The following is a 12,288-nucleotide window of genomic DNA, read 5'->3' as shown; positions in this document are numbered from 1 at the left end:
AATCAAGAACTCAAGGCACTGATTAGCTTCATCTTATCTTTCTCTGTAAGGTTCCCACTTTCAATTAAGATTTTGATGGATTGATAAACAGAAGACTCAGCACGTGTTGGTGCGGCCGTTTGTTTACTGGATGTCGCGGTAGTAGGCATGACAATTTGGGGCTGGCTTGGTGCCTTCTGGTATTGTTGTTGGCTAATTTGAACCATATCTGATTGGCCATTAGACATTTCTTTTGCCGTTTGCTCGTACTTATTAAAACGAGCGATATTTTCTAGTACTGCGCTGTTAGAGTCATCTGCAGTCGTTGCATGAGCGCAAGCTGATGTGACCAATAACAGTATTAAAGCTGCTTTATTCATGGTTTTCTCCAAAAAAGAGGGTGAACGTCAATTCACCCTTGTATCGTTAGTTGAGTTTTGTCTAGTGAGCAGTTTGAACTTTTGAGCCACCAGCACCTATACCAAAGTTTTTGTAAACCGTTTCACTTGCGCCAGACATGGTGAAAGATCCAGGACGTTGTGATGGTGGGTAATCCTTGTATGTCATTAGGTGTTCTTTAACCAACTGGTTAGCTTTATAAAACACAAATACATTGTCAATTTCCCAGTTCCAGTAGCCATTAGCGTTTTGATCAGCACGCTCAAATGGGTCTTGGCGAAGGTTGAAGATTTTAGGTAGACGTAACCATGTGAATGGTTCTGCCCATAGAGCCATTGTTTTCGCACGTTGTTCACCGTACACAACTTTCCAATCCGTGCTGTGGTTTTTACCGCCACCGATGTAGTTGTCTTGTGAGTAGCGCATAGCAACGATCTGAGCGTCGGCGTTGTACAACATAATGCTCTTACGTGGAGTTTCTTTAGTGCGACCTGCGAAGTAATCATTCATGTTATAGCCATCAAGATGGATCTTGAATTCTTTGTTGTTCGCTTTAAATCCACCTTTTAGAAGGTCTTGTTTGATGTGTGAGTTACCTGCAGCAGCGACTAATGTTGGCAGCATATCTAGACCAGAAACCATGCCGTTTAGTACTCGACCACCATCCCAGTGACCGGCAGGCCAGCGAACGAATGCAGGTACGCGCCATGCACCTTCCCAGTTAGTTTCTTTTTCTGAGCGGAATGGAGTGATTGCACCGTCAGGCCATGCGTTATAGTGTGGACCGTTGTCGGTGCCATACATGACTATGGTGTTGTCAGTTAGGTTGTTATCATCAAGATAATCGAGAAGTTGGCCGATGTTTCTGTCGTGAGACACCATGGCATCATTGTAGAAACCCTGACCAGAAATACCTCTGTCTTTCGGATTAAGGTGCGTTTTGAAGTGCATCTTGGATGAGTTCCACCAAACAAAGAATGGCTTGTGCGCAGCTTGTGCCTTGTCCATAAACTTAATAGCGTGTGCTGTAACGTCATCATCAATGATTTCCATGCGTTTTGTGGTCAATGGGCCTGTATCCTTGATTTGACCATCAGCCGTTGAATGGATGACACCACGAGGACCGTATTGCTCGGCAAACTTAGGATCTTTAGGGTAGAAGTCATGCTCAGGTTCTTCCATCGCGTCTAGATGATAAAGGAAACCGTAAAACTCATCGAAGCCGTGATTTGTAGGTAAGTCTTTATCTTTGTCACCTAGGTGGTTTTTACCAAATTGGCCTGTCATATAACCCATATCTTTAAGCGCTTCGGCAATCGTCATATCATCGTCAGCGATGCCTTGTGGAGCACCAGGAAGACCAACCTTAGTCATTCCGGTACGCAAGCCATCTTGACCGGTAATAAACGCACTACGACCCGCAGTACAAGATTGTTCTCCGTAGTAATCAGTGAAAGCGACGCCTTCATTGGCGACTCTATCTATATTGGGAGTTTCATAGCCCATTAATCCACGGTTCCAGTAGCTGATATTCCACATACCAATATCGTCACCCCACATCACTAGAATGTTGGGTTTTTCGGTGGGTGTAGATGGAGTTGATGGGGCAGCAGTTGCATTAACAGACGTCAATGCGGATAGCGCGAGCATTGCGGACGTTAATAGTGTCTTCTTACATGGTATTTTCATTTATCTTCACCAGTATGTATTTGGATTTAAATTATCATTCAGCATCTAAGCTTGAGGTGAATATTAATGATGTTTGGTGATTTGAATAATTACTAATGCTTAAAGTATTATTTATCTTAGTTTAAATCATGGTTAAAGTGCTGATTTTTATATGCATTGTTGCTGCCTTTGTTGTGTTTTGCATGAGATTAGTATTGCTAAATGCTATTTTAAATACAATTAATTTATCTCAGTTTTCTAAAGGGCTAATATTTTCTCTTCAACTTATTGGAGGTAAATATGTCAGTGACAAGTATTAGCCGAGATATACAAACGTTATCTGAATCACTAACACATAAAATAATCGGTCAACAACATGTTGTTGATTCCCTCTTAATTGCACTCTTGACCGATGGTCATGTACTTTTAGAGGGTTTGCCGGGGACTGCTAAAACACGTTCAGTACGTTCGTTAGCACAGAGTCTCGATCTGGATCTAAACCGTATTCAATTTACCCCAGACCTTATGCCTAGCGATGTTGTGGGTTATGAATCTCTTAATGACGAAGGAATGATGTCTTTTGTCAAAGGGCCGGCGTTTACCAATATTCTGCTTGCCGATGAGATTAACCGCGCGCCTCCTAAGGTGCAATCTGCATTACTTGAAGCGATGGAAGAAAGACAAATCACTGTAGGTGGACAGAGCCATGAACTGCCTGAAATCTTCCTGGTTTTAGCGACACAAAATCCAGTTGAGCAAGAGGGTACCTACCCATTACCAGAGGCTCAGTTAGACCGTTTCTTAATGAAAATTGTTGTTGATTATCCTAAACGTGCTGATGAGCTAGCGATATTAAAGCTTGTCAAAAAAGAGCAACAATTTGTGGAAGCACTAATGCAGGTTGAGCCTTCTGTGGTGCTAGATGCTAGAAAGGCCATTCTAGACGTTTATGTCTCTGATTCTATCGAAAGTTATATTGTAGATTTGGTAATGGCAACACGCTCCCCAGACTTATATCAGACCAGCCAATTGTCCAAATGGATTCGAATTGGGGCGAGCCCCAGAGCAACAATAGCCTTAGACAAAGCGGCGCGAGCTTATGCTTTTCTCAAAAATAAAGACTATGTTGACACTGATGATGTTAGAGCGGTTGCGCATAGCGTACTCTGCCATCGTATTACTCTGAGTTTTGATGCGATGTCTGATGCCATTGATAGTAAAGCGGTAGTGGATGAGCTCATTAACGTGGTGGAAATTGTCTAATGCCTATATCTGACCCCAGAATAGTTGTGGATCGTGCCACGTTAATGGACCTCAAAAATAAAGCAAAGCGATTAACTCTTTATGCGAAGTTCAAGCCTGACGGTATCTTTTCGGGCCAAAATAGTTCCAAGTTTCGTGGGCAAGGGCTGAGTTTTGAAGAACTCCGAACATATCGAACTGGTGACAATATTAAGGACATTGACTGGAAAGCGAGTATGCGAGCGAATGGTCGTGTCACCAAAGTTTTTACCCAAGAGACGGATAGACCTGCTTTAGTACTTTGTGACCAACGTGCAAATATGTTCTTCGGTAGCCAACGTTACATGAAGTCGGTTGTTGCAGCGCAACTTGCTACGCTAATCGCTTGGTTACTGCACCTTCAAGGAGATCGTGTTGGTGGAATTACCATGGGTGCCAACCAAACTTTAGTTCAATATCCATCACGAACGACATCTCAAATATTGCGTTACATATCTGATATAACGACACTAAATCAAGCTCTACGCGACTCACCTAAAGAGAAAGCTCCCGCGTTTGTTCCGCTTCAAGAAACGTTGACGACTTACACTCCTTTGTTAGGCAGCAGTGGTACGTTAGTACTAGTTATAGATGGATTGGCGCTGACAAATCAAGAGCTTGACCAGCTTAAACGTTTGTCAATAAAGCATAACGTGATGGTCTTTCTCGTCACCGACTTGCTGGAACAGGATTACCAGTCGGCATCTGACTTGCTAATTAGTGATGGTTCAAAGCAAATAAAACTTGATAACAACGCTCAAGATATACTGCGATATCAAACTGCATCTAATGAGCACTTTGCTAAAGTTCGCCGTTCGGTTCATCACTCTGGTTTACCTTTTGGTCTGTTTAATACTGTTGATGAACCCTACCTTCAGTTAAGTCAGCTTCTAAGAGAGGGCGGATGATGTTTACATATCAGATCCCTGAACCAGAAGTCTTTGGTAATTATATGTTAAAGGGTTTTAACGGCATCATCATGCCTAAGTACGTGTCGTTGACGCCAAAAACCCCAGCTGCTTGGGGCTTGATCCTATGTTTTGTAGTGATATTAGCCCTTACTATTTGGTGGCAGATTCACAAATGGCGAGCTAATGCATATCGACGAAAAGCGATATCACTGCTCCATAGGTTGCCGTTGGAGCAGGGTATTGCGCTCATTCCAAACGAATTGCGCCAGGTCGCTTCTATTGCTTATCCAAACTTACCTATAGGCACCTTAACTGGGCAAGAGTGGTACGAATTTCTAAATTCATCCGCAAAGACGACAATATTTACTAAGGCTATTCAAAAACATATTGAAGCCATTGCGTTTCAGAATCCAAGAGTTTGGACGTCGAATGTTGAACTCAACTCACAATGTTTAAGTGCCGCTATAGATTGGATTGCACACCATGGGGCAGAAAAAGGAGTCTCTTTATGACTTTATTAACACCTTGGTGGCTTCTCTTGGGATTAGTTGCACCGCTAGTCTATTTCTTGATGCCTGCGTATCGAGAAAGCGAAAGTGCTGTGCGAGTGTCATTTTTCCAGAAAGTGCTAGACACTACGAACAAGAGTGCGCAAAAAAACAGCTGCATTCCTGTTCGATCTAAAGTACAGAAAATATCACTGTTAATTACATGGGGCTTATTGGTTTTGTGTGCGGCTCAGCCTGTGATTCTTGGGGACAAAATCACGGAACAAAAGTCTGCTCGAGACTTAATGGTTGCTTTAGATCTCTCGAAGTCTATGAATAAAATTGACTTTCCTCAGCAAGACGGGCAGCTATCGTCTCGATGGGGAGCACTACAAAAACTCATGTGGAAGTTTGGGGCAAAGCGACAAGGAGACCGTCTGGGTTTGATCGTGTTTGGCAGCGGCGCCTATTTACAAGTGCCTTTTACTCAGGAATTAGAAACGTGGACACAAGTTGTTGAAGGTTTGGAAACTGAGATTGCCGGTCCTGCGACAGCTATTGGTGATGCAATTGGCTTGAGTATACGCGCTTTTGATAAATCTGATGCAAAACAAAAAGTCTTGATTTTAGTCACTGATGGTAGCGATACGTCAAGTCAGCTACCGCCGGTTGAGGCAGCAAAAGTGGCGAAAACACGTGATATTAAAATCTATACAATTGCGATGGGCAATCCTGATACGAAGGACGAAAATGCCAAAGTTGATGTGAACACTTTACGTCAAGTTGCCGCTTTAACGGGTGGAAAAAACTATTTGGCAATGAACAAAGATGCCCTTAAATCTGTGTTGCAACAAATTAACCAGATTGAGCAAAGCAAATATCAACAAAGCAGCTTTCAACCATATATCTATCTTTACCCATATCTTCTAACTAGCCTTCTTTTCTATTATGCCGTGATGTGGCTTGGGTTGTCTGTTGTTGAATGGAGAACGAGGAGTTCACATGGCTGATTATTTCCGAGCATTCTACTTTTTAGCACCAGAGTATTTATGGTTGGTTCTACCACTCATTGCCTTGATCGGGTATTTATTCAAAAAGCGCCACAATAAATTATCCATATCGACGACAGCAATCGCACCACATTTGCTCTCGGAGCTAGTAGAACAACCTAATAAAAAAGAAGGATATGGGCCTATTTTGGCGGCATCAATTGTTCTATTGATTGTTATCGGCACGTTGTCTAAACCAGTTTGGCAAGTTGCAGATACCTCATCACAAGACAATCCACCACTTTACGTTGTAATGGATGAATCATCTTCAATGAATAAGGTAGATATTCCACCTAGTCGAAATCTAAAAGCACAGCTGATCGTAAAACACCTGCTACAAACTGGAATGAATCGTCCCATATCGATAATAGCAATGGCCGGGAGTAGCCATGTTTTGTTACCACCGTCATCAGATCAGGATTTATTGACGCTCTATCTATCTTACTTAGCGCCAAACGTGATGCCCTTGGATGGCGGGGACTTATCCAATCTGATAGCGCGATTAAATAACACCAAAGGGCTGAAGTTAGATGAATCTCAATTGTTGTTGGTCACTGATGGCGTTTCTTCAGGAGAGCAACAGTTAACGTCTTTTATCGAAAAACATCACATAACAGCGGCGGTGCTTTATCTCAATGAACTAGGTTTGCAAACGGCAAAGAACCTAACAGTTACTTCATTTGATGGAAGAGATATGACGATAAGTGATAACTCGCTTAGAAATTACTTTCTGAATTTCCATGAAAAGAGCTCAAAAGGCAATCACTGGCAGGATGAGTCGCACTGGTTGATCATTATATTGTCAATCTTTGTAGCGTTATGGTTTCGAAAAGGATGGACATTGCAATGGACTCTTTGTCTGTTATTACTGCTTCCTCACAGTCAAACTGCTGAAGCTGGTGCGTTAGATTGGCTTATGACCAAGGACCAGCAGGGGATGGTACTAATGTATATGGGTAAATTTCAACAAGCAGAGCAATCATTCCAAGACCCTAACTGGAAAGGGGTCGCTTGCTACTATCAAGAAAATTTTAAATGTGCAGAGAAAGAATTTGCCAAAATAGGTAATGCCACAGCGATTTTCAATATGGCTAATGCAGCCGCACAGGATGGAAGATATAAAAAAGCTCATCAACTGTATTTAGCTCTGCTAGAAGTAGACCCAAATAATGTAAAAGCTCAGCAGAACCTTGACAAGGTAGATGCAATTCTACTTGAAATGAAGCTACTTAGTGAAAATCAGCATGATCAACACCCGCCACCTAAAGATGCACCACCGCCGCCTAAAGATGTTAACGATATATCGGATGGTGCTAAGCGAAAATCGCTAGGGCAAGTCCCTCATTCGACGCTTAAAGCTTCAGATGTGTTGAGGAATGAGACAGCGACAAATAAATGGTTAAGAGATATTAGTCGTGACCCTAAAGACTTTATTCGACGGAAATTTCTGAATGAATATAACCGGGAGTTGAACTGATGTACCGATTGATGTCATTACTACTATCGTTATTAGTTTCTATGCCTGCTATTTCAGCGGCAAACGTATCCGTCTCTATAGATAAGCAAAATGTTGTACCCGGTGAGCAAGTGAACCTAGAGTTTATTGCTACAACAGATCAATATTTTGTAGACAGTCCAGAGTTCTCAGTACCTTATGTGGCAGACGCAATGGTTAAGCAAGAACAAACGTCTGTTCTATCTGGCTTTTCTTATGTAGATGGGAAGAAATATACCAGTCAACGTTGGTCCATACAGGTATACCCTAATAATGAAGGAGTGTACCTTATACCATCTATAGATGTGACGCTACTCACTGCTGGAGATGGGGGGAATTCGGTAAAAACGCACCATAAAACACAACCGATGGCAATTATGGTGAATGCTCCTGCCACTATGAAGGGCAAGTCTGGCTACTTAGTTTCTCCAGCGGTTACAGTAACCGATAAATGGTCTACGAATGTAGGACAAAATGAACAGTTTAAAAAAGGGGACATAATACAACGAACCGTAACAATAAAAGCAGATGATACATCTACTTTTATGATGCCAGATTTTATACCACTGGCTCCAAACGGGATAAGTATATCGATATCTGAGCCTCAACTTTCATCCAATTACACTCGAGGAGAGCATTATTCAACCCTTACTCAGAAGATAAGCTATAGCATTGATGAGCCCGGGCACTATTCACTAGGAGGAGAAGCGTTATTTTGGTGGAACCCTAGCCAGAAAGTGAAGCAGAGTTGGATCGCGAAGCACCATGCTATTGATTCTGGTGGATTTGATTATAAACAATTGACTAAGTGGTTGATTGGTCTGTTCGGAGCATTAATCGCTAGCGTGGGCGGAGTCATTTGCGCCAAAACAAACTCGAAAAGAACACTAAGGTTAAAACGATTGTTTTTTGGACAAAATGCCACTTGGATTAATAGTTGCTATTCGAAAGCAAGTGATAAATCTTTTATGTTACTCATCGATGCTTCTAGTGATGAACGAGTTTTAAAAGATGTATTAAAAGAACAGTTTAGGCGAGAAAAGCCCGTTGGGAAATGGCAGAGATTTAAAGCATACATGACGTTATAAATAGTCCGTTATTGACCCCAGTTGCTCTAAGTGACAACCGGGGTTAATGAACGCTATGTAAATACAAAAAAAAGTAATAGCTATTACAGAAGTGCTTAACCTTAATCAAAATACTACTTTCCATTCTGTACTCATATTAATCGGTTTTATAAGTCCTTTGCTTGTTAGTTTCTGCAATTCATCTGTGTGCTTGTCGTATTTATCTTCACGTTCTGGGTCGTCATGGTGTAGCCACAAAGATAAGCCGCCATGGCTAGCGGTATAATGAAGCATTTGTTGGTCTCCGTTCGAATTGCCAACAGCAATTACTGGGACTAACTCACCAAATGTACGCTGGATGAGTTCAGATTTATGTGCCCAGTTATTAATCCAAAGTGGCTGCGCAGAGCGAGTTAATACGCCAATTCCACTTTCGAAGGTTAAGTCGTGTTTAATAGAAGTCCCAAATACTCTTTCTGGTGGAATACCGTAAAGTTGTTGGCTAAGCGGCCTCAAGAAATCAACTTCATCTGCAGTGAATATAAATACTTTGAACTGGTTTTGATGTAAGTAATCTATCAGCTCCTTCATTGGTGCGTAAGTTAAATCTTGATATCCCACATCATATTTAGAGTGTTTCCATGTTTTTAGAAACTGCTCGTTGTGTTTCGTGAAGGCACTGCTCGTCATCCCGGAATAGGGAACACCAAGCAATTGTTCGACGATGCTATCTAAGCCAAAACTCTCTATATCAAATAACTGACCGTAATGAGAAAGGTCTGGTTTACCACTTGCAATCGTTGCCCAGGGCTGCCTTGTCGCGAGACTCTTATCTCTTTTAAGTTGCTCGCCTAAGGTATGAAAGACTGCTTGAAAATGAATGTAAGTAGGCTTTTCGTTCCAAAGAGTACCGTCATTATCAAAGACCGCGATGCGCTCTTCCGGTGGTCTATACTGAGCACTGGATTCATCGACTCTATCAGCAACAAAATCCATAATATGTTGCTTAAGAGCGGTATCATGCCAATTAGCCAAGGATTGCTCAGCTTGCGCCAAACGCATAGAGATTATGATTATAAAAAGAAGGCTTAATGCTATTTTTATTAGTCTCAAAATCAATTCCTCTTAATCACTTAACCAAGTGGAAATATTGTACAGTATGACTGAATTTACAAGTTCGTATCGATATTAATGCGTATTCTCTTTAGACAAACTCGACGTCAGAATGAATGTCTTTGTCTTGAGCTTTTTTCTAGAAATTATCAACTTCATGTCCTAGGTTTCAGTTAACTGGTGATTAAGAAATTACTCTTAAACTGGTTCTATTAGCTGAAATGGAGTTTATCTATGAAGAGAGTTATTTTGGCAGGTCTCCTTGCTACCACTATGTTGGGAGCAGCACATGCTGCTGAAAAGCCCAACATTCTTGTAATGTGGGGGGATGATATTGGTCTTTGGAATGTCAGTGCATACAGCGGTGGTCAAATGGGGTACACCACCGATGGTATTGATCGTATTGCAAATGAGGGAATAAAGTTTACGGATTACTATGGTGAGCAGTCTTGTACGGCAGGACGTTCCTCATTTATTACAGGGCAAAGTGGTCTTCGGACAGGGATGACAAAAGTAGGTATGCCAGGCTTTCCTCAAGGCCAGACAGACGATGACATTACCATTGCGGAAGCTCTAAAAAACCACGGTTACGCTACGGGTCAATTTGGTAAAAACCACTTGGGTGACCAAGACCATATGTTGCCTAATAAGCATGGTTTTGATGAGTTTTATGGCTTTCTTTACCACTTAAATGCGATGGAAGAGCCTGAGTATCCGAACTACCCTAAATCCGCTGAATTTAAAAAGAAATTTGGACCACGTGGGGTACTTCATGCGACCGCAGATGGCAAGGTTGTTGATACGGGGCCATTAACGGTCAAACGTATTCAAACCATCGATGATGATATTACTGAGCGTGCGATGAAGTTCATGGATAAAGCGCAAGCCGATGGTAAGCCGTTCTTCGTTTGGTGGAATGCTGCGAAAATGCACTTTCGCACGCATATCAAACCTGAGTCAAAAGGACTTTCAGGAAGAGGCTTTTATAACGATGGTATGGTCGAACACTCAAATCATGTCGCTACGCTTCTTGATTATCTAGATAAAAAAGGGATAGCAGATAACACCATTGTTATCTATGGCACGGACAATGGTCCTCAAACCAATACTTGGCCTGATGGCGGTATCTCACCATACCGAGCAGAAAAAGAGACACAATATGAAGGTGCATACCGTGTTCCATTTATGATCCGCTGGACTGATGGAGGCATTAAAGGCGGTAAAGTGTTAGATGGTATGGTGGCACACCTTGATTGGATGCCCACGCTTCTTGCAGCAGCAGGTGAACCAGATATTAAAGAAAAACTCTTGAAAGGGGGTTATAAGGCCAATAACAAAGAGTTCAAAGTGCACCTAGATGGCTACAACGTGCTTCCATATTTACAAGGTAAAGTGGATGAATCACCACGAAAATGGTTCATCTATCATACCTCAGAAGCAGAGCCAGTCGCGGTTCGCAATGACGTGACAGCGGGTGACCAAGAAATGTCGCTGAAATGGACATTTGCCGAGCAGAGGGGCTATAGAAATGGTCTCGAACTTTGGGCTGAACCATTCACATGGCTTCGTACACCAATGCCAGTGGATTTGAAAATGGATCCGTTTGAACGAGCTCCGTACGACTCAACAACGTACGGCGATTGGTGGGTGAATCAAATTCCATTCATGTATTCCATGATGGCACACATGCAAGAGTATGTGATGACATTTAAGGAGTTTCCTGCCTCGCAAAAACCAGGCTCATGGTCTCTTAAAGACTTGAAAGACAATGCCTATAAGCTTGAAGCTATGGGTGAGCACAAAGACAAATAGGGCCTAAGTCGGTGCTCCTTGTTTCTCAAGGAGCATCATCGATTAAGTTAATTGGTAGCGTATGGACACGAAAAGTACTGCATCAGAACTACAATCCCTTTCCCACTCTCTTGGTAAGCAAATTATTGGACAACAACATGTTGTTGAGTCGATGCTTATTGGTCTTATTGCGAATGGGCACATATTACTGGAAGGCCTGCCTGGTACCGCTAAAACACGATCCGTGCGTTCTTTAGCAAAGAGTTTATCCGTCGATTTAAATCGAATTCAGTTCACTCCCGATCTCATGCCTTCTGATGTAGTAGGTTACGAGACGCTCAGTAGTACTAACCAGATGACTTTTAATTCAGGTCCGGTGTTTACCAACATTCTTTTGGCTGATGAAATCAACAGAGCACCTCCTAAAGTGCAGTCTGCGCTTCTAGAAGCTATGGAAGAAAGGCAAGTCACCATTAATGGAACTTCTCATCCACTTCCTGATATTTTTTTGGTACTAGCCACGCAAAACCCCGTCGAGCAGGAGGGTACTTATCCACTTCCAGAGGCTCAATTAGATCGGTTTTTGATGAAAGTCGTTGTCGATTATCCCACACCTGAGAATGAGCTGAAGATTTTACAGTTGGTCAAGGGTGAAGAAAATCAAACAACAGCCCCATCAAAAGTCTCGCCAGAGCTGATATACAGTGCTCGTCATCAGTTAACCTCCATTCGGACCTCTGAGTCCATTGAGCACTATATTGTTGATTTGATCAACGCAACACGCGACTTGACGCTGTTCCCAGACTCTTCATTATCGAAATGGATAGACATTGGTATTAGTCCTCGAGGCTCTATTGCATTAGATAAGGCTGCTCGTGTTAAAGCGCTTCTTGAAGGGCGGGATTATGTTGAGCCAGACGATGTGTTGTCGGTAATAGATTCCATTTTAGGGCATCGACTCATACTGACCTATGATGCTATTGCTGATGGCATTACGTCCAAAGAGGTTATTAAAGAGCTTACGCAATGGGTTTCGTTACGGTGATT

General features: G+C 42.2%; 11 protein-coding genes. 8 read left to right on the top strand and 3 right to left on the bottom strand.

Features of this window, described 5'->3' with window-relative positions; genetic code table 11:
- Nucleotides 1–2: 2 nt before the first annotated feature.
- On the bottom strand, nt 3–359 hold the full coding sequence (locus MMA19_RS08870) for a hypothetical protein (RefSeq protein WP_038231201.1): 357 nt from the start codon (nt 357–359) through the stop codon (nt 3–5).
- Between the two features lie 61 nt (nt 360–420).
- Nucleotides 421–2,067, bottom strand: a complete 1,647-nt coding sequence (locus tag MMA19_RS08865; protein WP_240206019.1) for an arylsulfatase — start codon at nt 2,065–2,067, stop codon at nt 421–423.
- A 279-nt stretch (nt 2,068–2,346) separates the two neighbouring features.
- Between MMA19_RS08865 and MMA19_RS08860 the strand changes: the two genes are divergently transcribed.
- From MMA19_RS08860 to MMA19_RS08835, 6 genes are read left to right on the top strand one after another with little or no spacing between them, the layout of a single operon-like run.
- Nucleotides 2,347–3,309 carry a MoxR family ATPase gene (locus tag MMA19_RS08860; protein ID WP_239922244.1) on the top strand — a complete coding sequence of 321 codons (963 nt, stop codon included), beginning with the start codon at nt 2,347–2,349 and terminating at the stop codon, nt 3,307–3,309.
- Nucleotides 3,309–4,235 (top strand): DUF58 domain-containing protein, encoded by a 927-nt coding sequence (locus tag MMA19_RS08855; RefSeq protein WP_051868432.1) that lies wholly within the window; start codon nt 3,309–3,311, stop codon nt 4,233–4,235. Before MMA19_RS08860 ends, MMA19_RS08855 begins: the two co-directional genes overlap by 1 nt.
- Entirely contained in the window at nt 4,232–4,750 is a 519-nt protein-coding gene (locus MMA19_RS08850; RefSeq protein ID WP_240206018.1) for a DUF4381 domain-containing protein, read from the top strand. Before MMA19_RS08855 ends, MMA19_RS08850 begins: the two co-directional genes overlap by 4 nt.
- Nucleotides 4,747–5,736, top strand: a complete 990-nt coding sequence (locus MMA19_RS08845) for a VWA domain-containing protein (RefSeq protein ID WP_240206017.1) — start codon at nt 4,747–4,749, stop codon at nt 5,734–5,736. The genes MMA19_RS08850 and MMA19_RS08845 overlap by 4 nt, the downstream gene beginning before the upstream one ends.
- Nucleotides 5,729–7,252, top strand: a complete 1,524-nt coding sequence (locus MMA19_RS08840; RefSeq protein WP_240206016.1) for a VWA domain-containing protein — start codon at nt 5,729–5,731, stop codon at nt 7,250–7,252. The genes MMA19_RS08845 and MMA19_RS08840 overlap by 8 nt, the downstream gene beginning before the upstream one ends.
- The gene (locus MMA19_RS08835) at nt 7,252–8,358 is read left to right on the top strand and encodes a BatD family protein (protein ID WP_240206015.1); all 1,107 of its coding nucleotides are present in this window, start codon (nt 7,252–7,254) and stop codon (nt 8,356–8,358) included. Before MMA19_RS08840 ends, MMA19_RS08835 begins: the two co-directional genes overlap by 1 nt.
- 105 nt (nt 8,359–8,463) lie before the next feature.
- Here MMA19_RS08835 and MMA19_RS08830 read toward each other — a convergent pair whose 3' ends face one another.
- Nucleotides 8,464–9,372, bottom strand: coding sequence for an HAD family hydrolase (locus MMA19_RS08830; RefSeq protein WP_240206014.1), 909 nt, complete (start codon nt 9,370–9,372; stop codon nt 8,464–8,466).
- 312 nt (nt 9,373–9,684) lie between these two features.
- On the opposite strand from MMA19_RS08830, the gene MMA19_RS08825 reads away from it, so the two are divergent.
- Together MMA19_RS08825 and MMA19_RS08820 are read left to right on the top strand one after the other, a co-directional pair.
- A complete protein-coding gene (locus tag MMA19_RS08825; protein ID WP_240206013.1) occupies nt 9,685–11,262 on the top strand; it encodes an arylsulfatase in 1,578 nt (525 codons plus the stop codon).
- A 61-nt stretch (nt 11,263–11,323) separates the two neighbouring features.
- Nucleotides 11,324–12,286: a MoxR family ATPase gene (locus MMA19_RS08820; protein WP_240206012.1), complete on the top strand. Its 963-nt coding sequence runs from the start codon at nt 11,324–11,326 to the stop codon at nt 12,284–12,286.
- Nucleotides 12,287–12,288 lie beyond the last annotated feature (2 nt).

It is taken from the genome of Vibrio sp. CyArs1 (genome assembly GCF_022432925.1).
In the GTDB taxonomy this organism is placed as follows: domain Bacteria; phylum Pseudomonadota; class Gammaproteobacteria; order Enterobacterales; family Vibrionaceae; genus Vibrio; species Vibrio mediterranei.
The sequence above is the reverse complement of the archived record's forward strand: the minus strand, read 5'-3'. Positions and strand labels throughout refer to the sequence as shown.